General features: G+C 69.5%; 19 protein-coding genes. 10 read left to right on the top strand and 9 right to left on the bottom strand.

Annotated elements, in window-relative coordinates; all coding sequences use genetic code 11:
* Window positions 1-15: 15 nt before the first annotated feature.
* Window positions 16-2,511: a TonB-dependent receptor plug domain-containing protein gene (locus NRY95_16825; GenBank protein UYC15364.1), complete on the bottom strand. Its 2,496-nt coding sequence runs from the start codon at window positions 2,509-2,511 to the stop codon at window positions 16-18.
* Between the two features lie 109 nt (window positions 2,512-2,620).
* Between NRY95_16825 and NRY95_16820 the strand changes: the two genes are divergently transcribed.
* Complete coding sequence (locus NRY95_16820; GenBank protein ID UYC15363.1) at window positions 2,621-3,742, top strand: ROK family protein; 1,122 nt, start codon at window positions 2,621-2,623, stop codon at window positions 3,740-3,742.
* Here the strand turns inward: NRY95_16820 and NRY95_16815 are convergent.
* The 6 genes from NRY95_16815 to NRY95_16790 form a co-directional block, all read right to left on the bottom strand.
* Window positions 3,711-5,051, bottom strand: coding sequence for an MFS transporter (locus NRY95_16815; protein ID UYC15362.1), 1,341 nt, complete (start codon window positions 5,049-5,051; stop codon window positions 3,711-3,713). The genes NRY95_16820 and NRY95_16815 overlap by 32 nt on opposite strands.
* A gap of 220 nt (window positions 5,052-5,271) precedes the next feature.
* A complete protein-coding gene (locus tag NRY95_16810) occupies window positions 5,272-7,320 on the bottom strand; it encodes an NADPH-dependent 2,4-dienoyl-CoA reductase (GenBank protein ID UYC15361.1) in 2,049 nt (682 codons plus the stop codon).
* A gap of 242 nt (window positions 7,321-7,562) precedes the next feature.
* Entirely contained in the window at window positions 7,563-8,588 is a 1,026-nt protein-coding gene (locus NRY95_16805; protein UYC15360.1) for a zinc-binding alcohol dehydrogenase family protein, read from the bottom strand.
* Window positions 8,589-8,639: 51 nt separating this feature from the next.
* On the bottom strand, window positions 8,640-9,674 hold the full coding sequence (locus NRY95_16800; protein UYC15359.1) for an aldo/keto reductase: 1,035 nt from the start codon (window positions 9,672-9,674) through the stop codon (window positions 8,640-8,642).
* 40 nt (window positions 9,675-9,714) lie between these two features.
* Window positions 9,715-10,989: an SGNH/GDSL hydrolase family protein gene (locus NRY95_16795; protein ID UYC15358.1), complete on the bottom strand. Its 1,275-nt coding sequence runs from the start codon at window positions 10,987-10,989 to the stop codon at window positions 9,715-9,717.
* Entirely contained in the window at window positions 10,986-12,224 is a 1,239-nt protein-coding gene (locus tag NRY95_16790; protein UYC15357.1) for an MFS transporter, read from the bottom strand. Before NRY95_16790 ends, NRY95_16795 begins: the two co-directional genes overlap by 4 nt.
* Before the next feature lie 95 nt (window positions 12,225-12,319).
* On the opposite strand from NRY95_16790, the gene NRY95_16785 reads away from it, so the two are divergent.
* From NRY95_16785 to NRY95_16770, 4 genes are all read left to right on the top strand, one after another.
* Entirely contained in the window at window positions 12,320-13,231 is a 912-nt protein-coding gene (locus NRY95_16785; protein UYC15356.1) for a LysR family transcriptional regulator, read from the top strand.
* A gap of 274 nt (window positions 13,232-13,505) precedes the next feature.
* On the top strand, window positions 13,506-14,600 hold the full coding sequence (locus NRY95_16780) for an OmpA family protein (protein UYC15355.1): 1,095 nt from the start codon (window positions 13,506-13,508) through the stop codon (window positions 14,598-14,600).
* 234 nt (window positions 14,601-14,834) lie between these two features.
* Window positions 14,835-15,341: a hypothetical protein gene (locus NRY95_16775; GenBank protein ID UYC15354.1), complete on the top strand. Its 507-nt coding sequence runs from the start codon at window positions 14,835-14,837 to the stop codon at window positions 15,339-15,341.
* A 129-nt stretch (window positions 15,342-15,470) separates the two neighbouring features.
* Window positions 15,471-16,229: an rRNA pseudouridine synthase gene (locus tag NRY95_16770; GenBank protein ID UYC18610.1), complete on the top strand. Its 759-nt coding sequence runs from the start codon at window positions 15,471-15,473 to the stop codon at window positions 16,227-16,229.
* Between the two features lie 194 nt (window positions 16,230-16,423).
* Here NRY95_16770 and kbl read toward each other — a convergent pair whose 3' ends face one another.
* The gene (kbl, locus tag NRY95_16765; GenBank protein ID UYC15353.1) at window positions 16,424-17,623 is read right to left on the bottom strand and encodes a glycine C-acetyltransferase; all 1,200 of its coding nucleotides are present in this window, start codon (window positions 17,621-17,623) and stop codon (window positions 16,424-16,426) included.
* Between the two features lie 199 nt (window positions 17,624-17,822).
* On the opposite strand from kbl, the gene NRY95_16760 reads away from it, so the two are divergent.
* From NRY95_16760 to NRY95_16740, 5 genes are all read left to right on the top strand, one after another.
* Window positions 17,823-18,845: a sulfate ABC transporter substrate-binding protein gene (locus NRY95_16760; GenBank protein ID UYC15352.1), complete on the top strand. Its 1,023-nt coding sequence runs from the start codon at window positions 17,823-17,825 to the stop codon at window positions 18,843-18,845.
* A gap of 4 nt (window positions 18,846-18,849) precedes the next feature.
* On the top strand, window positions 18,850-19,710 hold the full coding sequence (gene cysT, locus NRY95_16755; protein UYC15351.1) for a sulfate ABC transporter permease subunit CysT: 861 nt from the start codon (window positions 18,850-18,852) through the stop codon (window positions 19,708-19,710).
* 1 nt (window position 19,711) lies between these two features.
* The gene (gene cysW, locus NRY95_16750) at window positions 19,712-20,674 is read left to right on the top strand and encodes a sulfate ABC transporter permease subunit CysW (protein UYC15350.1); all 963 of its coding nucleotides are present in this window, start codon (window positions 19,712-19,714) and stop codon (window positions 20,672-20,674) included.
* Between the two features lie 7 nt (window positions 20,675-20,681).
* Window positions 20,682-21,728 carry a sulfate/molybdate ABC transporter ATP-binding protein gene (locus NRY95_16745; protein UYC15349.1) on the top strand — a complete coding sequence of 349 codons (1,047 nt, stop codon included), beginning with the start codon at window positions 20,682-20,684 and terminating at the stop codon, window positions 21,726-21,728.
* Between the two features lie 386 nt (window positions 21,729-22,114).
* Window positions 22,115-22,822, top strand: a complete 708-nt coding sequence (locus NRY95_16740) for a TorF family putative porin (GenBank protein UYC15348.1) — start codon at window positions 22,115-22,117, stop codon at window positions 22,820-22,822.
* Window positions 22,823-22,948: 126 nt separating this feature from the next.
* Here the strand turns inward: NRY95_16740 and tdh are convergent, their stop codons facing one another.
* Entirely contained in the window at window positions 22,949-23,980 is a 1,032-nt protein-coding gene (tdh, locus tag NRY95_16735) for an L-threonine 3-dehydrogenase (protein UYC15347.1), read from the bottom strand.
* Between the last annotated feature and the right edge of the window lie 137 nt (window positions 23,981-24,117).

Below are 24,117 nucleotides of genomic sequence, written 5' to 3'. Positions count from 1 at the left end.
TCCGGCAGCGCATGCTCACCACCGCCAGGTCAGCGACGCGTTGTAGTTGCGGCCGAAGATCGGTCGCGCATAGATCGCCTCGGCGGTGCCTTGCCCGGACAGCGTGTCCACCCGCGCGTTGCCTTCGGTCAGGCCGGTGCCGTTGTCCACGTTGGCCGCATGCAGCTGCAGTTCCACGTTGTCGCTGAGGTGGGCGAACACGCCCAGGTCGTAGGTGGTGTAGGCGGGCAGCGCGGTGGCGTTGGTGTAGTCGACGTAGCGCTGGCCCATGCGGTAGGCGGTGGCCGAGAGTTCCAGCGGACGCCCGGCGATGTCGAAGTACAGGGTCGGGCTCAGCGAGGCGATGAATCTGGGGATGCGCGCGATCTGCTTGCCGTCCAGGTCGCCGTAGCTGACGCCGGTAGTGGCATTGGCCAGGCTGCGCGTCTGCGGATCCTGCAGCGTGGCCGAGCCGGTCACGCCGAAGTACGCCGACGGACGCCAGGTGAATTCCGATTCCAGGCCGAAGGTCTGGGTCTTGCCGACCAGCGCCAGGGTCTGCACCGCACCGGCATCGTTGAGCACGATCGCGCTGACCGACAGGTCGTTGAAGCGGCTCCAGAAGCCGACGGTGGAGAACGAGAAGGTATCGCCGAAGGCGCCGCGCAGGCCGGCCTCGGCCTGGTCGATGTCGGTGACCGCCGCGTTCTGGGTCTGGTAGACGTTCTGCAATCGCGGCAGGCGCTGCGACTTGGTATAGCGAGCGAAGGTCTGCAATTGCGGAGTCAGCGCGAACTCGGCGCCGAGCGTCCACTGCGTGGCATGGCGGCGATCCTCGCGCGCGCTGAACGCGCCGCTGAGGCCGCCGACGTTGTCGTCGGCCAGGGTGCCGGGGTTGCCGAGATTGCGCGTGGTGTTGGCATACACGCCGCCGTCGGCGCTGTAGCGGGTGTAGCGCACGCCGGCGTCCACGCCGAGGCGGCCGAACCTGGCCGAGTCCCACAGGTACGGCGACAGGTAGGTACCGTTGGCGAAGCCGCGAGTCACGCCGTTGCCATAGCGCACGAAGCCGTTCTGGGTCACCGAGCCGACCACGTTGCCGGCCGCATCGTAGGCCAGCACGTCCAGGCGCTGCGCGTTGTTCTGCAGCGTGGTCAGCACGGTGTTCTGCAGGCGATCCTGCGCGAATTCGAAGTGCTGCACGTTCACCCCGGCGGTCAAGGTGTGCTGGCCGAGCGCCGATGCATCGAATGCTTTGCTCAGGCGCAGATCGTCGGACAGGGTGCGCAGGTGGGTGCGTGCGTTCCACAGGCCGCTTTCCAGCACCAGGCCGTCGGCGCCGGCCGGGTCGTAGGCGGTGCCGGTGCCGCTGGTGACGTAGCCGACGCGGGCCACGCGGTTGCCGAAACCGGTGCGCGCGCGGCCGAGCTGGGTGGACAGGTAGGCGGCCGCGTCGGACGGCGCGGCGCCGGAGAACAGCGCGGTGTAGTCCACCTCGGCATCGACGAAGCGCATGCGATTGTTCAGGGTCAGGCCGTCGTCCAGGTTCCACTCCAGGTGGGTGCCGAGTTGCTTGACCTGGTTGTGGATGCCGTCGGCCAGGTCCAGGTTGCGGGACAGGATGCGGTTGCCGTCGAAGGTCGGCACCGTGGTCCGGCGCAGGTCGTTGGACAGCAGGGTGCCGTCCAGCGCGTCGAGCAGCGCCGACAGCGACTGCGAGGGCGTGCGCGGATCGTCCAGCGGAATCGGGTTGTAGAACGCGGTGCGGTCGTCGAGATATTTGGCGTCCACGTCGAGGATCGCATCGCCCATCAGGAAGGTCAGGTTGCCGCGCAACTGGCCGCCCTTGTCGGCGGTGTAGCCGGTCTCGCGCAAGCCGTCGTCGCTGCGGTGGTAGCCGCCGATGCTGTACAGCACGTTCTCGCTCAGCGGGCCGGAACTGTAGGCGTCCTCGCGGCGCAGGCCGTCGCTGCCGACGGTCATGCGCACCGCGCCCTCGGGCGTGGCGGTGCCGTGGCGGGTGATGGCGTTGACCGTGCCGCCCGGTGCATTGGTCGCGAACAGCGGCGAGGTGCCGCCGCGCACCACTTCCAGGCGCTCGGTCATCATGTCCAGCGAGAACAGCGTATCGACGTTGAAGAAGCTTTCCTGCGGCTCGTCGAACAGGGTCATGCCGTCTTCCTGGTACTGCACGTAGTACCAGCCGCCGGCGGGCAGGCCGCGCACGTACAGGTTCTGGCCGCCGCCCTGGCCGCCGGAGGGCTCGGCCGAGAAACCGGGCACGGCGCGCAGCATGTCGACGCTGCTGCTCGGCGCCGCGCGATCCAGGCGTTGCTTGGACACCACGCTGATCGCGAACGGTGCGTCCTTCTGCGACTGGCCCTGCGGGGTACCGGTGACGACGATCTGATCCAGCGTGGTGGTGGCGTCGGCGGCGGGTGCCTGCGGCGGCTCCTGGGCATGGGCGCCGGCGGCGAGAGCGGAAGACAGTGCCAGCGCGAGCAGGCTCCGGTGTGGATGGTTGGTACGCATGGAGCTCCCCAGAGAAAGTATGTGCAGTTAATACTATTTGCTATGTATGAAATTTTTATGTCCACATGCTAGCGTTGCGCCATGTCCACTGCGGGGTCCGCTTCGTCCCATGCTCCATGCCGACTTCCCCCCACGCGTCAGCGTCGGCGGCCGCCAGTTGCTCGACCGTGTGTTCAAGGCCGGGGTGCAGACCCAGGCGGTGCTGAGTCGCGACCTGGGCCTGTCGCAGCCCACGGTCGCACGCCTGCTGCAGGGCTTCGTGCAGGACAAGATGGTGCAGCTCAGCGCGCGCGCCGCCGAAGGCCGCGGCAACCCCAGCGTCGATGTGCGCCTGGCCCCGGACTACGCCTACGCGTTCGGCATCGGCCTCATGGGCGACGTGGTGGCGCTGGCCCTGGTCGATTTCGCCGGCGCGGTGCGCGGCCAGCGCCGCGTCGGCCTGGCCGACATGCGGCGCGCCCCGGTGCTGGCGCAGCTGCTGCGGTTCCGCGAGGAGCTGTTCGCCGAAACCGGCGTGGATCCGGCGCGGGTGGTCGGCGCGGGCATGGCGATTTCGGCCTTCTTCACCGGACAGGGCCAGCAGATGGCCGGGCCACCGGCGCTGGAGGACTGGACCCAGGTCGAGCTGGGTCCGATCCTGGAAGACGCGCTGGGCTGTGCGGTCATGGTGGAGAACGACGGCGCGGCGGCGGCGGTGGCCGAGAGCCTGTACGGGGTCGGCCGCGACTGCCGCGATTTCGCCTACCTGCACCTGACCAACGGCTTCGGCGGCGGCATCATCGCCGACGGCCGGCTGTTCCGCGGCCATCGCGGCAATGCCGGCGAGTTCGGCGGCATCTGGACCGTCGGCGGCATGGCCTACCCGAACCTGGACGCATTGCTGGCGCTGGTCCGCGCGGCGGGGCAGGACTACGCCGGCGTGGAGCAGATGCTGGGCGACATCGGCCCGCACAGCCCGGGCGTGGACGCCTGGCTGGCGCTGGCCGAAGCGCCGTTCTCGCAGTTGTGCGCGTACCTGGCCTACACCCTGGATCCACAGGCGATCGTCATCGGCGGGCGCCTGCCGGCGCCGATCGGCGAGCGCCTGATCGAACGCATCCGTATCCCGCGTGCACCCAACCGGCATGGGTTGGCGCCGCCGCTGCCGGAACTGCGCATCGCGGGTACCGCGGGCGACGCGGTGACCCTGGGCGCGGCGCTCATGCCATTGCAGCGAGCCTTCTTCGCCTGAGCGGGCGGCGCCCTGACAGCAGCGCCAGCAGCAGGCACAGCGCACCGCAGGCCAGCGGACCGGCGGCCATCGCCCAGCGCAACAGCAGGCAATGGCTCTCGCGGTAGTCCACCGCGCCCAGCAGCAGCCCGATCACGGCGATGCCGGCGGCCAGCGCCACCTGTGCGCTGGCCACCAGCGCGGCGAAGCACAGCGCGTGCTGGGCGACCGCGCGTTCGGCGGTCAGCTGCGCATGCCAAGCCCAGACCACTTGGCCGCCGCTGCCGCCGATCGCGCCGATGCACGCGGCCGCCAGCAGGCTCAGGCGCGGCTGCGCCGGCAGCGCCAGCGCGAACAGCGGCGCGCTCAGCAGCAGCGCCGCGCCGAGCCAGGCCAGCCGTTGCGGCGGCGGATGCTGCCGGCCCAGCCGAGCGGCCAGCGGCTGCACCAGCACCGACCCCAGCGCATAGGCGATCAGCACCGCGCTGCCCCAGTCCGGCGACAGCAGGCCGTAGGCGGCCACGTACGGCGCCAGTTTGGTGAAGGCGGGCAGGGTCAGTGAGATCGCGGCGATCAGCAGCAGCGGCTGCCAGGGAATCGCGCGCCAGCAAGGCGCCGGTTCGGTGCGTGTCGGTGCGTCGGCGATGGCGCCCGCCAGCGGTGCGCCATCACCCAGGAGCACCCGTCGCAGATGCCAGGCGCACAGCACCGCCACCGCGGCCAGCAGGGCACTGGCCTGCAGTGCGAAGGCCGCGCCGTCGGCACCGCGCGCCAGCATCGCGCCAACGATCACGCTGATCAGCAGCGCCGCGATGCTGCTGCCGGCCAGACGCAATGCGCTGGCGCCGTCGTGGCCGCGCCACGGCCAACGCACCAGGCTCAGCAAGGTGTTCTGCGCCACGTCGCAGACCGCGTAGGCGATGCGGAACTGCAGGCTGAGCACCAGCACGTAGCCCAGCCGCAGCGGCGCCGGCAGCAGCGGCGCGGCGAACACCAGCAGCAGCGCCAGCGCCGCCGTGCTCAGGCCCCGCCACTGCAGGCGCCCGACGCTGGCCACCCCACGCAGCTGCCGGCGCAGGCTCCAGCCGGCGCCGAGGCCGATCGCCGCGCTGACCAGCAGGCCCAGCGCCAATACCAGCCCGGCGGCGGTCGCATCCAGTCCGGCGTGTTCGGTCAGCGAATAGATCAGCAGCAGTTCGCCGGCGTACCACAGCAGGCTCTTGCCGAAATGCGCCAGCGCGTAGGCCTGCAGGCCGGCCATGGACAACGGTAGCGCCACCGGCGACGACGTGGGGTCGTGCGGGGCGGGGCGGGACGGAGGCGGACTCATCGCGTCGATATACCTGAGCAACGCGACAAAGCGGAGAAATATGCCATCGCATTGCAGAGGCGCGCTTAGCCCCTCTCCCCCCGGGAGAGGGGTTGGGGTGAGGGTACGGTGCAAGGCATCGCTAGGCATGCACGCGGCTTCGCCATCCCCTCTCGCGCCCTGTGTGGCTACTTCCTCGATGGGAGAAGCAGCCGCGCCCAGGCTCGGGCGCAGCGTTCGCTCAGAGCATGGCCGCCAGGCGGCTGCCCTGGGCGATGGCGCGCTTGGCGTCCAGCTCCGCGGCGACGTCGGCGCCGCCGATCAGATGCACCTTGCGGCCGGCGGCCTGCAGCGCGTCGTGCAGGTCGCGGCGCGGTTCCTGGCCGGCGCAGACCACGACGGTGCCGACCGGCAGCAGCTGTTCGGCACCGTCCACGCGGATGCGCAGGCCGGCGTCGTCCATGCCCAGGTACTCGACCCCGCCGAGCATGGTCACGCCCTTGGCCTTCAGCGTGGCGCGGTGGATCCAGCCGGTGGTCTTGCCCAGGCGCGCGCCGGGACGGCCGGCGCTGCGCTGCAGCAGCCACACCTTGCGCGCCGGCGCTTCCGGCTGCGGCTTGCGCAATGCGCCGCGCGCCTCGAACTGCGGGTCCACGCCCCATTCGGCCATCCACCGCGCCGGGTCCAGCGCGGTCGATACGCCGGCCTGCACCAGGAATTCGCCGACGTCGAACCCGATGCCGCCGGCGCCGATGATCGCGACCTTGTCCGCCGCCTGCACCCGGCCCTGCAGCACATCCAGATAGCTGACCACGTTGGGATGGTCGGCGCCGGGGAAATCCACCGCGCGCGGCACGATGCCGGTGGCCAGTACCACCTCGTCGAAACCGGCCAGCAGCGCCGCATCGGCGGTGGTGTGCAGGCGCACGTCCACGCCGGTGGCGTCGAGCTGGTGGCGGAAATAGCGCAGCGTCTCGTGGAATTCTTCCTTGCCGGGAATGCGCTTGGCCACGTTGAACTGGCCGCCGATCTCCGCGGCGCTGTCGAACAGGGTGACGCGGTGGCCGCGTTCGGCGGCGACCGTGGCGCAGGCCAGTCCGGCCGGGCCGGCGCCGACCACGGCCACGCGCCTGGGCGCCGCGGTGGGCAGGTAGTTCAGCTCGGTCTCGGCCGCGGCGCGCGGATTGACCAGGCAGCTGGCGGTCTTGTTCTCGAACACGTGGTCCAGGCACGCCTGGTTGCAGGCGATGCAGGTGTTGATCGCCTGCGCCTGGCCGCGCCGCGCCTTGTTCGGCCATTGCGGATCGGCCAGCAGCGGCCGCGCCAGCGACACCATGTCGGCGCCGCCGCCGGCGAGGATGCGTTCGGCCACCTCGGGCATGTTGATGCGGTTGGTGGCGATCAGCGGCACCCGCACGTGCGGCTTGAGCTTGGCGGTGACGCCGGCGAACGCGGCGCGCGGCACCGAGGTGGCGATGGTCGGCACCCGCGCCTCGTGCCAGCCGATGCCGGAGTTGATCAGCGTCGCGCCGGCCGCCTCGATCGCCTGCGCCTGCGCCACGATCTCCTGCCAGTCGCTGCCGTCCTCGACCAGGTCCACCAGCGACAGCCGGTAGATGATGATGAAGTCCGGCCCGCAGGCGGCGCGGATCTGGCGCACGATCTCCACCGCGAAGCGCATGCGCCTGGTCGCGTCGCCGCCCCAGGCGTCGTCGCGGCGATTGCTGCGCGGGGCCACGAACTCGTTGATCAGATAGCCTTCCGAGCCCATCACTTCCACGCCGTCGTAGCCGGCCTCGCGTGCCAGCCGCGCGGCGCGCGCGTAGGCGCCGATCTGGCGCTCGACCCCGCGGGCGGACAAGGCGCGCGGCGTGAACGGATTGATCGGCGCCTTCAGCTTCGACGGCGCCACCGACAGCGGGTGGTAGGCGTAGCGCCCGGCATGCAGCAGCTGCAGGCAGATCTTGGCGCCGTGCGCATGCACCGCAGCGGTCACCTGCCGGTGCGGGCGCACTTCCCACGGCCACGACAGCTTGCCGCCGAACGGCTTCAGCCAGCCGACCAGGTTCGGCGCGAAGCCGCCGGTGACGATCAGCCCGGCGCCGCCGGCGGCGCGCTCGGCGAAATACGCGGCCAGCTTGGGGAAGTCGCGCGCGCGATCCTCCAGGCCGGTATGCATCGAGCCCATCAGCACCCGGTTGCGCAGCTGGGTGAAGCCCAGGTCGAGCGGGGCGAACAGGTGCGGATAGGCGGCAGGGGACGGGTCGGGCTGGCCGGAGGCGGGCGACATGGCTTTGGATACGCTTGCGTATGGATGGGCGCAGGGTGCCGCGAAACCCGCGCCACGGCAAGAGGCGCGTTCGCGCGTTGCAGCCGTGACGGTGCAATCGGTCCGTCGGTGCGGGCTACTCCTCTGTCGGCCTGACGCTGCGGGAGCGGCTTCAGTGGCGACGGGCTTTCTCGGTAATGCCCCGTCGCGACTGAAGTCGCTCCCACAGACGACATCGCGGCGGATCGAATTGCGTCAGCCGCTCAGCCCCAGCCGGCCAGCGCCAGCTTGCCGATGGTGCTGCCCGATTCCAGCCGCCGGTGCGCCTGCCGCAGATTGGCCGCGTCGATCGGCGCCAGCGTCTCGGTCAGCGTGGTGCGCAACGCGCCGGCATCGATCAGGCTGGCGGCGCGCGCCAGGATCCGGTGCTGCTCGATCATGTCGGCGGTCTTGAAGCGCGCCCGCGCGAACATCATTTCCCAGTGGATGCCGATGCACTTGGCCTTGTACGGATCGCCGATGCGCAGCGCGCCGGCCGGTTCCACGATCAGGCCGACATGGCCCTGCGGCGCGACCAGGTCGCCGAGCGCGTCCCAGTAACGATCGGTGTCGGCCAGGTTCAGCGCCGCATCCACCTGTGCGATGCCCAGCGCCTGCAATTGCGGCGCCAGCGGCTGGCGATGGTCGATCACGTGCTGCGCGCCGAGCTGCAGGCACCAGTCGCGGGTCTGCTGGCGCGAGGCGGTGGCGATGACCTCGAAGCCGGCGTGCCGCGCCAGCTGGATCGCGATCGAGCCGACCCCGCCGGCGCCGCCGATCACCAGCAGGCGGCGGCCGCGATTGCGCTCGTCGTCGAAGTCGAACGGCATGCGCTGGAACAGCAGTTCCCAGGCGGTCAGCGTGGTCAGCGGCAACGCCGCGGCCTGCGCGAAATCCAGCGTCGCCGGCTTGCGCGCGACGATGCGTGCGTCCACCAGCTGGTACTGCGCGTTGCTGCCGGCGCGGGTGATGTCGCCGGCGTAATAGACCTCGTCGCCGGGTTCGAACCCCTCGACCTCGGCGCCGACCGCTTCGACCACGCCGGCGGCGTCGTAGCCCAGCACCTTGGGCTGCGCTTCGACCTGCGGCTTGGGTGCGCGCACCTTGGTGTCGACCGGGTTGACCGACACCGCTTCCACCCGCACCAGCAGGTCGAAGCCGGTGGGCGCGGGCGGGGTGGGTACATCGGTATCGAACAGCGACTGAGGATCGTCGATCGGCAGATAGTGGGTCAGGGCGACGGCTTTCATGGTGTCTCCAGGAGTGGGGAAGCGGTTGTTTCGGCGCGCGGCGTATCCGGCTCAGACCGGTCGCGGATTGCGCTCGGCGAAGCCGCGCTGATGCCAGTACGGATACGGCGGCACCACCGCGCTGGCCGCGTCCAGCCGCTGCACCTGCGCGGCGTCGAGATTCCAGCCGACCGCGCCCAGGTTCTGCCGCAACTGTTCCTCGTTGCGCGCACCGATGATGACGCTGCTCACCGTGGGCCGCTGCAGCAGCCAGTTCAGCGCGATCTGCGGCACGCTCTTGCCGGTCTCGGCGGCGATCGCCTCGAGCGCGTCGATCACCCGGTACAGGCGTTCGTCTTCGACCGGCGGGCCGGCTTCGGTGACCTTCTTGTCGTGCAGCCGGCTGCTTTCCGGCAGCGGCTGGCCGCGGCGGAGCTTGCCGGTCAGCCGGCCCCAGCCCAGCGGACTCCACACCACCGCGCCGACGCCCTGGTCCAGCCCCAGCGGCATCAGTTCTTCCTCGTAGTCGCGGCCGATCAGCGAGTAGTAGGTCTGATTGGCGACGTAGCGCGACCAGCCATGGCGGTCGGCCACCGCCAGCGACTTCATCAGGTGCCAGCCGGAGAAGTTGGACACGCCCAGGTAGCGGATCTTGCCTGCGCGGACCAGGTCGTCGAGCGTAGACAGGGTTTCTTCCAGCGGCGTCTTCGCATCGAAGCCGTGCAGCTGGAACAGGTCGATGTAGTCGGTGTCCAGGCGCTCGAGCGCGGCATCGACCGCGCGCAGCAGGTGGAAGCGCGAGGAGCCGACGCTGTTCGGATCGTCGGGGTCGAAGCGGAAGGTGGCCTTGGTCGAGATCAGCACCTGGTCGCGGCGGCCCTTGATCGCCGCGCCCAGCACCGATTCGGCGGCACCGCCGGAATAGATGTCGGCGCTGTCGAACAGGTTGACCCCGGCCTCCAGGCAGATGTCGATCAGGCGTCGCGCCTGGTCCACGTCCGAATTGCCCCAGGCGGCGAAGAAATCGTTCGAGCCGGCGAAGGTGCCGGTGCCGAAGCTGAGGACGGGGACCTTGAAGCCGGAGGCGCCGAGATGACGGTAGTCCATGGTGAGGATTCCTTTGCGGGGGAACGGAAGGGAGGTGCGATCAGCGTGGCGAGGCCGCGGCGGGATAGGCGTTGGCGTTGTCGCCGAGCACGCGCGCGGCGGCCTCGGCCATGGCGGCATAGCCGGCATCGCCGGGGTGCAGGTGATCGCCGGAATCGAAGGCGGGCAGCATGCGGGTAGGGTGCGCGGGGTCGCGGAGCAGGGCGTCGAAATCGATGATCGCATCGAAACCGTTGCCGTCGCGTATCCACGCATTGACCTGCTGGCGCACGCGCTCCTTGTCCGCGCTGTAATAGCCGTGGATCGGCGTGTCCGGCAGCGCGCCCTCGAACGGGGTGAGCGTGGCGCCGATCACGCGCAGGCCGCGCGCCTGCGCACGCTGCAGCAGCTGGCGGTAGCCGGCGATCAATTCCTGCGCGGAGACCGGCGCATCGTCCGGCGCGAACGGCGTGGCGTACCAGCTGATGTCGTTGATCCCGATCAGCAGCACCAGGGTGCGCACGCCGGGTTGCACCAGCACGTCGCGGTCCAGCCGCGCCAGCGCATTGCTGCCCATGCGGTCGCGCAGCACGCGGCCGCCGGAGATCCCGGCGTTGAGCACCGCCACGCGCTGCGCCGCCAGCCGCGTGGCCAACTGGTCCGGCCAGCGCCGGTCGCGGCCCGGGGTGGACGCGGCACCATCGGTGATCGAATCGCCCAGCGCTACCACCGCGCCGGCGGCGTCGGCGCGGCGCACCTGGATGCCGCTGACGAACAGCCGCACCGGCAGCGGCGCCGCGTCGTCCAGCGCCGCATCCGCGGTGCGCTCGCCGGCGGCCAGCCAGGCGCTCTGCAAGCCTTCCCAATGGAAGGTGGACGGCGCCGTCGGCTGCGGCAGGTACAGGCTGACGCTGAGCCGGGCCAGGTCCGGCACGCGCAGCGCGACCGGATCGCTGAGCACCGGTGCGCCAGGCGGAATGGTCACCGCGCGCTGTCCGCCGAAGCGCAGCTCGCGGTCCGAGCCGGGCACGGTCGCCGCGCCTTCGCCGGCCAGCGCCAGGTGCGCGGCGCCGATCTGCAGCGGCGCGCTACCGTAGGCATTGGACAGTTCCACGCGCACCGACTCGCCGCCCAGGCTGATTCGCGCCACCTGGCGCACGGTCTGCCGCCACAGGTTGAACGGAGTCTGGGTCGGGAACGGGAAGTCGGCCGCCCACAGCGGCTGCGGACTGGCCTGCCAGGTCGCGATCCAGTCGCGCTCGGCGGCCCCGGCCGGCGCTGCCAGCGCCCCCAGCAAGGTGCCAACCACTGCGGCCTGGCGCAGGCGCCGGCTCATGCCGCATCGCCCGCGGCGCATGCCGCCGCCGGCGCAGTCTTTGCGGCTGCGGGCGACAGTCGCAGCGCCAGCAGCGCCACCGCCAGGCCGGCCGCGGTGACCAGCGCCGCCGCCCACGGCAACTGCGCCAGGCTGCCGCCATGGCTGATCACCAGCCCGCCGAGCCAGGCGCCCAGCGCATTGCCCAGGTTGAACGCGCCGATGTTCAGGCTCGACGCCAGGTGCCGGCCGGCGTCGCCGGCCTTGCCCAGCACCCACAGCTGCAGCGGCGCCACCGTGGCGAACGCGGCCACCCCGAGCAGGCCGGTGACCAGCACCATCGCCGGCGCCGAGTGCAGTGCGAAGGCCAGCGCCGCCAGCACCAGCGCCAACAGGCCGAGGGTCAGCGGCAGCGCCTGGCGCGGCTGGCGGTCGGCCAGGCGCCCGCCGAACACGTTGCCGACGATCATGCCCACGCCGAATACCAGCAGCAGCGGCGAGACCGCGCTGTCGGCCAGGCCGGTGACCCGGGTCAGGATCGGCTGGATGTAGGTGTAGACGGTGAACACGCCGGCATAGCCGAGCACCGTCGTCGCCAACCCGAGCAGCACCGGCGCGCGACCGACCGCCTGCAGTTCGGCGCGCAGCGGCGGCGCCGCTGCGCCGTCGTCGCGGGCCGGCACCAGCGTGGCGATCACCACGGTGGCGAGCAGGCCGATCGCGGCCACCGCCCAGAACGTCGCGCGCCAGCCGTACTGCAGTCCCAGCCAGGCGCCGGCCGGCACCCCCAGCAGGGTGGCCACGGTGAGCCCGGTGAACATGGTGGCGATCGCCGAGGCCTTGCGTTGCGGCGCCACCAGGCCGGTGGCGACCACCGCGCCGACGCCGAAGAAGGTGCCATGCGCCAGCGAGGTGACCACCCGCGCCGCCATCAGCGTGGCGTAGTCCGGCGCCAGCGCGCAGGCCAGGTTGCCGGCGGTGAACACCAGCATCAGTGCCACCAGCACGCGCTTGCGCGGCCAACGCCGGCTGGCCACGGTCAGCAGCGGCGCGCCGACGAACACGCCCAGCGCGTAGCCGGAAATCAACAGCCCTGCCGCGGGCACGCTGACCTGCAGGTCGGCGGCGACCTGCAGCAGCAGGCCCATGATCACGAACTCGGTGGTGCCGATGCCGAACGCGCCGGCGGTCAGCGCGAACGAGGCGAGCGGCAGCCGCGGCGCTGGCGCAGCGGCAGGCGAAGGGGAAGGAGGCATGGCGGTTCCGGAAGGCGGGAGAAGCACAGCCTATGACCGCGCTTTATCAGCACAAACTGGCAAGATGTTGAGTGACTTTCAACGGAATCGAGAGAATGGACCGGATCGGCGACATCGCGCTGTTCCTGCGCGTGCTCGACCTGGGATCGATCAGCGCCGCGGCGCGCAGCCTGGACCTGTCGGTGGCGGTCGCCAGCCAGCGGCTGCAGCGGCTCGAGCGCGACCTCGGCGTGCGCCTGCTGCACCGGACCACGCGGCGCCTGCATCCCACGCCCGAAGGCCTGCAGCTGGCCGAGCAGGGACGCGCGCTGGTCGAGGACCTGGAGTCGCTGGCCGGCGGCCTGCGCGAAGCCGGCCGCGCCGCCGCCGGTACCTTGCGGGTGACCACGTCGGCCTCGTTCGGGCGCCAGTACGTGTCGCCGCTGCTGCCGCAGTTCATGGCCCTGCATCCGCAGGTACGGCTCAGCGTGCATCTGAGCGACAACGTGGTGGATCTGGTCAGCGAGGGCTTCGACCTGGCGATCCGGATCGGCGCGCTGCGCGATTCCAGCCTGGTGGCGCGACGCCTGGCCGGCAACCGCCGCGTGCTGTGCGCGTCTCCCGACTACCTGCGCCGCCACGGCGAACCGGAAACCCCCGCGGATCTGGCCGCGCACGCCTGCCTGCTGCTGACCGGCGCCGAAGGCCGCCAGGACACCTGGCGCCTGCTCGGCGCCGAAGGCGAGATCGCGGTCAGGGTGAACGGTCCGCTGGAGTCCAATTTCGGCGAGGTGCTGCGCGACGCGGCACTGAACGGGCAGGGCATCGCCCTGCATTCGGTGTGGCACGTGGCCGAAGACCTGCGCCACGGGCGCCTGCGCCAGGTCCTGCCGGAGTACGCGATCGCCGAGACCGGCATCTACGCGGTGATGCCGCAGCGCCGGCTGGTGCCGCCGCGGGTGCGCGCCTTCGTGGAGTTCATGCAGGTTCATCTGGCGGATCCTCCGCCCTGGGAGCGCATGAAGTGAGGCCGCCGTGCGATGCCGGCCGGCTGTCTACAAGCACGGACGGCCGCCAAACGCCGCATTGCATCATTTCATGAAGCTGTATACGGTATGTCCACGACTGCAAAGGGTCTGGTCGTGGGTTTCACATGTTACGTGCCTGTTAACGCCGTCTTCACCATGCCGAGCATAATGTGCGCGGCGATGGCGTGCGGAACGGCCGTCTGGATGTGACGAGACATCTGTACTGAACCATGCCCTATCGGTTTCTATATCCCCGAAACAAGGAGCTGTATTAATGAACAAGAAAATTCTCACCGCCGCGTTGCTGGGCGGTCTGGCCGTCGCCCAGGCAGCGTCCGCACAGGAATTCGACGATCGCTGGTACCTGACCGGTTCGGCCGGTTTCAACTTCCAGGACAACGACCGTCTGACCAACGACGCCCCGTTCGTCACCCTGGGCCTGGGCAAGTTCGTCAGCCCGAACTGGTCGATCGACGGTGAACTGAACTATCAGAACCCGAACTTCGACAAGAACCAGGACCTGAACTGGAGCCAGTACGGCATCTCGTTCGACCTGCGTCGCCACTTCATCCAGGAAGGCCGTGGCTGGAACCCGTACCTGCTGTTCGGTCTGGGCTACCAGCGTTCGGAAGAAGAGTTCGACACCGGCGGCGCCGTGTCCCCGGGCCAGCGCAAGGACGGCAACTTCGCCGCCAAGGCCGGCGTCGGCCTGCAGACCACCTTCGACAAGCGCGTTGCCGTGCGTGCCGAAGTGGCCTACCGCGCTGACTTCGACGACCAGAGCGTTGCCGCTCCGTCCGAGAACTGGTTCGGCGACGTGCTGGCCTCGGTCGGCGTCGTGATCCCGCTCGGCCCGCCGCCGGCTGCCCCGGTTGCCGCCCCGGCTCCGACCGCTGCCCCGAGCTGCGCGGACCTGGACGACGACGGTGACGGCGTCAACAACTGCGACGACAAGTGCCCGACCTCCCAGCCTGGCCAGACCATCGGTCCGGACGGTTGCCCGGTGCCGGTGTCGATCGACCTGAAGGGCGTGAACTTCGACTTCAACAAGTCGACCCTGCGTCCGGACGCGATCGCGATCCTGAGCGAAGCCACCGAGATCCTGAAGCGTTACCCCGACCTGAAGGTCGAGGTCGCCGGTCACACCGACTCGAAGGGTACCGACGCTTACAACCAGAAGCTGTCCGAGCGTCGTGCGACCACCGTGTACGACTACCTGACCAAGAACGGCGTGGACGCTTCGCGTCTGGTCGGTCCGATCGGTTACGGCGAGAGCCGCCCGATTGCGCCGAACACCAACCCGGATGGTTCGGACAACCCGGAAGGCCGTGCGAAGAACCGTCGTACCGAGCTGAACGTCCAGAACTAATCGGACGCTTCATGCTTCAAGCAAAGCCCGGCCTCGCGCCGGGCTTTGTTTTTGTGCGTGTGGACCCGGGACTCGGAAAAGTGGCACTCCTGCGGAAGCAGGACAAAACGTCTTGCAAGCTGAACTTTTTCAGCCTTCCCAATTATTTAGCGCATGCAGTGCCGGTATCGGTTGAAACTGCGCCTGGCCCTGCCTACACTCGCGGCGATGTCTCGCCTGAATGGAAAAAACCCGATGCTGCGTATTGTTACGGCCGGCCTGCTTGGTCTTGCCTTGATTCCTGCCGCCCATGCCGCACCGGATTGCTCCGGCGACGTGCTGCCCAAGCCGCTGCCGCTGCCGGCCACGGTCGGTGCGCCGATCGCCTCGGAGCTGTACACGCGCAACCTGCAGCTGGGCATGCCCAGCGGCGTGCTGGCGCAGTCCTACAGCAGCGACCAGTCGCTGGACCGGGTATTGCTGCGCCTGCGCGCCGAAGGCTGCCAGAGCCTGGCCAACGCGATGCCGGCCGGCGCTGCGGTGAAGCCGAACGACCCGGCGGCCTACAAGCCGACCACCGCGTTCGACAACACCCCGTGGCGCTTCGACATGAGCCAGAACGGCAAGCGCATGACCGCCGAAGAGTTCGACGCCTGGATGAAGGCGCGCGGCGTGCGTGTGGTCAAGGCGCGTCCGGCGCCGGCGGCAGTGCCCGTCGCCGCCCCGGCGCCCGACGCGGCGCAGCCGGTCGACAAGCAGTAAGCGCTGCGCGCGGTCGTGACCGCGCCTGCGTACGAAGCGCGAGCGGTGAAACCTCCTTCGCGTTCCCGTCGCCCCGCATCGCGCACGTCGCCGCCGGCGGCCAGCGCCCCGCGCTCGCCGCGCAGCGCCGTGGCCGCGGCTGGCGAGGCCCGCCACGGCCTGGCGCGGACCCTGTCCAAGCTCGGCCTGTGTTCGCGCACCGAGGCCGCGCGCTGGATCGCCGCCGGCCGCGTCGCGGTCGATGGCCGCACCGTCACCGATCCCGAATTCCCGATCCTGCGCGGCCGCCATCGGCTGGCGCTCGACGGCGTGCCGCTGGCCGCCACGCAGCGCCTGTACCTGATGCTCAACAAGCCGCGCGGCCTGGTCACCACCGCGCAGGACGAGCACGGCCGCGACACCGTCTACCGCTGTTTCGACGGCGCCGGGCTGCCCTGGCTGGCCCCGGTCGGGCGCCTGGACAAGGCCAGCGAGGGCCTGTTGCTGTTCTGCAACGATCCGCAGTGGGCGGCGCGGGTCACCGACCCGGCCAGCGGCCCGGACAAGACCTATCACGTGCAGGTCGATGCGCTGCCCGATGCGGCATTGCTGGCGCGCATGTGCGCCGGCGTGGTCGCCGACGGCGAGCCGCTGCGCGCCAAGCAGGTGCGGCTGTTGCGCCAGGGCGACAAGCACGCCTGGCTGGAAGTGGTGCTGGACGAGGGCCGCAACCGGCAGATCCGGCGCCTGCTCGCCGAACTCGATCTGGGCGTGCTGCGCCTGGTGCGGGTGGCGATCGGCGGGTTGGCGCTGGGCGAATTGGGCAAGGGCGCCTGGCGCGAGCTCAGTGCCGCCGAGGTGGAGGGATTGGTTGGTCGGGACTCGGGACAGGGGACTCGGGACTCGTAAAGGCGCTGGCTCGGCCCTGTACGAGTAGCGCACTGTTCATGCCGATTGCACACGAGGATTCCAAAAAACACTTGACACGGAAGCGGCGCCAAAGATCCTGCCCTGGAGTCCCGAGTCCCGAGTCCCGAGTCCCGAGTCCCGAGTCCCGAGTCCCGAGTCCCGAGTCCCGAGTCCCGAGTCCCGAGTCCCGAGTCTTACCCAATCACTCCCAACTCGCGGCCGATGCGGACGAAGGCGTCGATCGCCCGGTCCAGCTGCGCGCGGGTATGCGCGGCGCTGATCTGGGTGCGGATCCGCGCCTGCCCCTTGGGCACCACCGGGAAGAAGAAGCCGATCGCATAGATGCCTTCCTCCAGCAGCCGCTCGGCGAAGCGCTGCGCCAGCGGCGCGTCGTACAGCATCACCGGGCAGATCGGGTGGGTGCCGGGCTTGATGTCGAAGCCGGCCGCGGCCATGCGCTCGCGGAAGTGGCGGGTGTTCTCGACCAGTTGCGCGCGCAGGTCGGCGGCCGCGTCCAGCATCGCGAAGGCCTTGATCCCGGCAGCGACCACGTGCGGCGGCAGCGAGTTGGAGAACAGGTAGGGACGCGAGCGCTGGCGCAGCAGTTCGATCACCTCGCGCCGGCCGGTGGTGAAGCCGCCCAGCGCACCGCCCATGGCCTTGCCCAGGGTGCCGGTGAAGATGTCGATCCGGTCCATCACGCCCTTGACCTCGGCCGAGCCGCGGCCGGTCGCGCCGAGGAAGCCGGTGGCGTGGCACTCGTCGATATGCACCAGCGCGCCGTACTTGCGCGCCAGCGCGGTGATCTGGTCCAGCGGGGCGATGAAGCCGTCCATCGAGAACACGCCGTCGCTGGTGATCAGCTTGGTCTTGCAGCCGGCCGCATCGGCGGCCTGCAGCTGCGCTTCCAGGTCGGCCATGTCGCAGTTGGCGTAGCGGAAGCGCTTGGCCTTGCACAGGCGCACGCCGTCGATGATCGAGGCATGGTTGAGTGCGTCGGAAATGATCGCATCGGCCTCGCCGAGCAGCGGCTCGAACAGGCCGCTGTTGGCGTCGAAGCAGGCGGCGTAGAGGATGGTGTCCTCGGTGCCGAAGAACTCGGCGATGCGCGCTTCCAGTTGCTTGTGCAGGTCCTGGGTGCCGCAGATGAAGCGCACCGAGGCCATGCCGAAGCCGTGGGTGTCCAGCGCGTCCTTGGCCGCGGCGATCAGCGCCGGGTGGTCGGCCAGGCCCAGGTAGTTGTTGGCGCAGAAGTTCAGCACGCGGCGGCCGTCGGCCAGCACGATCTCGGCCGACTGCGGGCCGACGATGATGCGCTCGGACTTGAACAGGCCCTGCGCGCGGATTGCGTCCAGTTCGTCGGCGTAGTGCTGGGTGAGGCGGGAATCGGTCATGACGGGCACGCGCAGGCGGGAGAGGTGGAGATTTTAACGCGGCGTGTGCGAAGGTCGGCGGGCGTCATGCACAAATGGCATAAGCATCGGCGGCGAAGTCATTTCACCGGACCCATGCGGCTGCGCAGCATGGCGCACTGGCCGTGGCTCGCATGGCCGGACCGCCCGTGCCCCCCGTCCCACTTCCGGAGAACCGCCCATGCCCAGCCTCCTGCCGCGCCGATTCAGCCCGCTGCTCGCGCTCGCGCTGTGCGCGTTCGCCGGCACCGCCGCCGCGCGCGACGTGCAGCTGCTCAACGTGTCCTACGATCCCACGCGCGAGCTGTACCGCGACTACAACGCCGCCTTCGCCAAGCACTGGGAGCAGACCCACAGCGGCGACAAGGTGACGGTGGAAACCTCGCATGGCGGTTCCGGCAAGCAGGCGCGCTCGGTCATCGACGGGGTCGAGGCCGATGTGGTGACGCTGGCGCTGGCCTACGACGTGGACGCGATCGCCGACAAGGGCAAGCTGATCGATCCGGGCTGGGCCAAGCGCCTGCCCGACAACAGCGCGCCGTACACCTCCACCATCGTGTTCCTGGTGCGCAAGGGCAACCCGAAGAAGATCAAGGACTGGCCGGACCTGCTGCGCACCGGCGTGTCGGTGATCACTCCGAACCCGAAGACCTCCGGCGGCGCGCGCTGGAACTACCTGGCGGCCTGGGCCTATGCCGACCATATCTTCAAGGGCGACCGCGAGCGCATCCTCGGCTACATGCGCGCGCTGTTCCGCAACGTGCCGGTGCTGGACACCGGCGCGCGCGGCGCCACCACCACCTTCGTCCAGCGCGGTATCGGCGACGTGCTGCTGGCCTGGGAGAACGAGGCGTTCCTGGCGCAGGAGGAACTGGGCAAGGACAAGTTCGAGATCGTGGTGCCGAAGCTGTCGATCCTGGCCGAGCCGTCGGTGGCGGTGGTCGACAGGAACGTGGACAAGCACGGCACCCGCGACGTCGCCGAGGAGTACCTGAAATACCTGTATTCGCCGGAAGGGCAGAAGATCGCGGCCAAGCACTACTACCGCCCGCGCCATCCCGAATACGCCGACCGCGCCGACATCGCGCGCCTGCCGAAGGTGCAACTGGTCACCATCGACCAGCAGTTCGGCTCCTGGGCCAAGGCCCAGGCCGAGCACTTCAACGACGGCGGCCTGTTCGACCAGATCCAGGCGAGCAAGTGACGCGATGGGAGTGAATGCCGCCGCGGCCACGCGCGCTCCGTCGCGGCGCAGGGTGATTCCCGGGCTCGGCCTGAGCCTGGGCATCACCCTGACCTGGCTGGGACTGGTGGTGCTGATCCCGCTGCTGGGCGTGGTGCTCAAGACCAGCGGCCTGGGCTGGCACGGCGTATGGCAGGTGTGGAGCGAACCGCGGGTGCTGTCGGCACTGCGGGTCAGCTTCGGCACCGCCTTCGTCGCCGCCGCGTTCAATGCGGTGATGGGCACCTGGGTGGCCTGGGTGTTCGTGCGCTACCGCTTCCCCGGCAAGCGCCTGTTCGACGCGATGATCGACCTGCCGTTCGCGCTGCCGACCGCGGTGGCCGGCATCGCGCTGACCGCGCTGTACGGCGGCAACGGCTGGGTCGGCCGCTGGCTGGAACCGCTGGGGCTGAAGATCGCCTACACCCAGCTCGGCATCGTGGTGGCGCTGGTGTTCGTGGGGCTGCCGTTCGTGGTGCGGATCGTGCAGCCGGTGCTGGCCGAGGCCGAGCGCGACGTGGAAGAGGCCGCGGCCACGCTCGGCGCCGGCCGCTGGCAGACCATCCGCCGCGTGGTGCTGCCGGCGCTGTGGCCGGCGGTGCTGACCGGATTCGCGCTGGCCTTCGCGCGCGGCATCGGCGAGTACGGCTCGGTGATCTTCATCGCCGGCAACCTGCCCAACGCCACCGAGATCGCGCCGCTGCTGATCACCATCCGCCTGGAGGAATTCGACTATGCCGGCGCGACCGCGATCGCCGCGGCGATGCTGCTGCTGTCGTTGCTGATGCTGCTGGTGGTCAACGGCGTGCAGGCGCGCTTCGCGCGGCGCGGTCTGGCGGCGCATTGAGATGAACGATACCGTGTCCAGCCTGACCCTCCCGTTCTCGGAGACTGCGTTGAGCGCATCGCCGCCTGCTGCCCGCCGCCGCGTCGCCGCGGTCACCACCGAGCCGTGGTGGGTGCAGGCGCTGCTGATCCTCGGCGCGTTGGGCTTCCTGCTGTCGTTCCTGTTGCTGCCGCTGCTGCTGGTGTTCGTCGAAGCGCTGCGCGGCGGTATCGGCGTGTTCTGGCGGGCGATCTCCGATCCCGATGCGCTCGCGGCGATCCGCCTGACCCTGCTGGTGACCGCGATCGTGGTGCCGTTGAACCTGGTGTTCGGCGTGGCTGCAGCTTGGGCGGTGAGCAAGCATCGCTTTCCCGGCAAGCGCCTGCTGGTGAGCCTGATCGACCTGCCGTTCTCGGTGTCGCCGGTGGTCGCCGGCCTGGTCTTCATCCTGATCTTCGGCCGCAACGGCTGGGCCTGGCCGCTGATCGACGAAGGCTGGCGGCTGCACCTGCCGGTGTTCGGCGAGGTGCTGCTGCAATTGCCGCGGATCGTGTTCGCGCTGCCCGGCATCGTGCTGGCGACGACCTTCGTCACCTTCCCGTTCATCGCCCGCGAGCTGATGCCGCTGATGGAGCAGCAGGGCAGCGACGAGGAACTGGCGGCGTTGAGCCTGGGCGCCAACGGCTGGCAGATGTTCTGGCGGGTGACCCTGCCCAACATCCGCTGGGGCCTGCTGTACGGCGTGCTGCTGTGCAGTGCGCGGGCGATGGGCGAGTTCGGCGCGGTGTCGGTGGTGTCCGGGCACATCCGCGGGCGCACCAACACGCTGCCGCTGCACGTGGAGATCCTCTACAACGAATACGCCTACAGCGCCGCGTTCGCCTGCGCCAGCCTGCTGGCGCTGACCGCGCTGCTGACCCTGGCGCTGAAGTCCTATCTGGAATGGCGCCACGGCGAATCGCTGGCCGCCAATCACCGACATTGAGGTTGCGATGACCATCCGCGTACAGCACCTGGGCAAGCGTTTCGACGAGTTCGTCGCGCTCGACGACGTCAGCCTGGACATCCGCCAGGGCGAGTTGCTGGCATTGCTGGGGCCGTCCGGCTCGGGCAAGACCACCTTGCTGCGGGTGATCGCCGGGCTGGAGCATGCCGACGCCGGGCGCGTGCTGATCGACGGCGAGGACGCGACCGGTCTGCCGGTGCAGTCGCGCCGGGTCGGCTTCGTGTTCCAGCACTACGCGCTGTTCCGGCACATGACGGTGCGCGACAACATCGCCTTCGGCCTGCGCGTGCGCCGCGGCGCCGAGCGCCTGGCCGAATCGGCGATCCGGGCGCGGGTGACCGAGCTGCTCGCGCTGGTGCAGCTCGACGGGCTGGAATCGCGCTATCCGACCCAGCTGTCCGGCGGCCAGCGCCAGCGCGTGGCATTGGCGCGCGCGCTGGCGATCGAGCCGCGCGTGCTGTTGCTGGACGAACCGTTCGGTGCGCTCGACGCGCAGGTGCGGCGCGACCTGCGGCGCTGGCTGCGCGAGCTGCACGACCGCACCGGGCTGACCACGGTGTTCGTCACCCACGACCAGGAGGAGGCGCTGGAACTGGCCGACCGCGTGGCGATCCTCAACCGCGGGCGCATCGAACAGCTCGGCAGCCCGGCCGACGTCTACGACCGCCCGGTGTCGCCGTTCGTGTACGGCTTCGTCGGCGCGGTCAACCGGCTGCCGGCACAGCTGCACGACGGCCAGCTGCAGGTCGCCGGCCTGGCGCTGCCGGCACCGGACACGCCGCTGTCCAGCGGCCCGGTCGACCTGTACGTGCGCCCGGAAGACCTGGCGCCCAGCGACAGCGGCTGGGCGGCGACGGTGCTGTCCTCGCAGCGCAGTGGTTCGCGCCTGCGCCTGCGTGCGCAGCTGGCGCATGGCCAGGACGAAGTGGACGTGGAGTTGCCGGCGGGCGAGGGCGCGACGCGCTATGCGCCCGGCCAGGTGCTGCAGCTCAGCGCACGCCGCTTCGGCCTGTTCGCGCAGCAGCGCGGCTAGCGGTATTCGGGGATACGGCGCGCAACGGCGCTCGCGCGTTTCGCTCGTCGTCTTTGCACTCGCCGGCATGTGCGGAAGCGACTTCTGTGGGAGCGACTTCAGTCGCGACGCCCGTTACCTGGGAAGCCAGTCGCGACTGAAGTCGCTCCCACAGTGTTCCCGGCCGGCAATCAGAATGCGAGGCGGGCCGGTCCGCTGGCGCGGCGCAGACCGCGGGCGCATGGCGTAGACAAGGTTTGACCCGAAGGAAGCAGCCGCAAGGCCTGCGATGACTTGGTTTGTCTTGAAAGTGTTGCACTGCAAGAAAAAACCGGTTAAAAAAGTGTGAAGCCAGCATGGCAGTGCGCGCTGGAACCACCCCCTCGTCAACCGCAGGAGAATTACCGGTGAACAAGATCAAGCTTGGTGTCGCCCTGGCCGTGGCGCTGGCCGCCTCCCCGCTGAGTGCGTTGGCCCAGGACGAGGCTGCTGCCTCGCCGATTACCGGCTCCTATGGCGTGGTCAGCGACTACGTGTTCCGCGGCGTCTCGCAGACCAACGAAGGCCCTGCGTTCCAGGCCGGCCTCACCTACACCTCGCCGTTCGGCCTGTACGTCGGCACCTGGGGTTCCAACGTCGATTTCGGCGCCGGCGACCCGGATTGGGAAGTGGACGGCTTCATCGGCTACAACGTCGATTTCTCCGAGAACTGGAACTTCGACGTGATGGTCAACCGCTACGGTTATCCGGGCGCCGGCAAGTCGAACTACAACGAACTGATCACCAAGACCAAGTTCCTCAAGACCTACTCCTTGACCGTGGCGTATACCGACGACGTCTACAACCTGGACGAGGACAGCTTCTACTACGCGCTGGACGGGAACTGGAGCCTGCCGAACGACTTCAGCATCGGCGCGCACGTCGGCCGCACCACCTATGCCAGCGCGTTGTCGCAGTACCAGGACTACACCGACTACAGCGTCAGCGTCGGCAAGATGGTCGGTCCGCTGGCGCTGAGCGTGGGCTACTACGACACCGACGACAAGGGCAACCAGAACTTCACCAAGAAGCTGGCCGACCACCGCTTCGCGGTCTCGGGAACGATCGCGTTCTGATCCGCGCAACACCGTCGCGAACGAAGAAGGGCGCCTGGCGGCGCCCTTCTTCTTTGTGCGATCGCCAGGCCGACGACGCACGTCCTGGCGGCGCAGCACGCGGCATCGCCGCCGCCGCGCCGGACCTCACCAGCTCAACACCACCTTGCCGGCCTTGCCTTCTTCCATCAGGTCGAAGCCCTTCTGGAATTCGTCGATGGTCAGCTGGTGGGTCAGCACCTTGCCGAGCGGGAAGCCGGACAGCACCAGCTGGGTCATCTTGTACCAGGTCTCGTACATCTTGCGGCCGTAGATGCCCTGCACGGTCAGGCCCTTGAAGATGATCTTGTCCCAGTCGCAACCGGCGCCGCGCGGCATGATGCCGAGCATGGCGATCTTGCCGCCGTGGTACATGCAGTCGAGCATGTCGTTGAACGCGCGCGGGTTGCCGCTCATCTCCAGGCCCACGTCGAAGCCTTCCATGTGCAGGTCGGCCATCACCTCCTTCAGCGAGGTGTTGGCGACGTTGACCACGCGCGTGGCGCCCATGTCGGCGGCGAGCTTGAGGCGGAAATCGTTGACGTCGGTGACCACCACGTTGCGCGCGCCGATGTGCTTGCAGATGCCGGCGGCGATGATGCCGATCGGGCCGGCGCCGGTGATCAGCACGTCCTCGCCGATCACGTCGAACTCCAGCGCGCAATGCGCGGCGTTGCCGTACGGATCGAAGAACGCGGCCAGTTCGGACGGGATCTGGTCCGGGATCGGCCACAGGTTGGAGGCCGGCATCACCATGTATTCGGCGAAGGCGCCGTTGACGTTGACGCCGATGCCGACCGTGTTCGGGCACAGGTGCGGGCGGCCGCCACGGCAGTTGCGGCAATGGCCGCAGACGATGTGGCCTTCGGCCGAGACGCGCTGGCCGACTTGGTAGCCGCTGACCGCCGAGCCGAGTTCGGCGATGCGGCCGACGAACTCGTGGCCGATGGTCAGGCCGGGCTTGATCGTGCGCTGGCTCCATTCGTCCCACAGATAGATGTGCAGGTCGGTACCGCAGATCGCGGTCTTCTCCAGCTTGACCAGCACTTCGTTGGGGCCGGGCACCGGCACCGGCACCTGTTCCAGCCAGATGCCCTTGGCTGCGTCGCGCTTGACCAGCGCCTTCATTGTTTGCGCCATGGCGGTGCAAGACTCGGGTTGAGAGGGCGCGAAGTATAAGCCGGCCGCGGACGCGGCCATGCTGCGGCGCGTGCGGGGTGCCGTTGGTCATGCTGGTGGCGTCGGTTGCATTCGTTACAATCTAACGTCTATTTCAT

The sequence above is a fragment of the Xanthomonas campestris pv. phormiicola genome (genome assembly GCA_025666215.1).
Lineage (GTDB): Bacteria > Pseudomonadota > Gammaproteobacteria > Xanthomonadales > Xanthomonadaceae > Xanthomonas_A > Xanthomonas_A campestris_A.
This window is presented reverse-complemented; position numbering and strand designations above follow the sequence as displayed.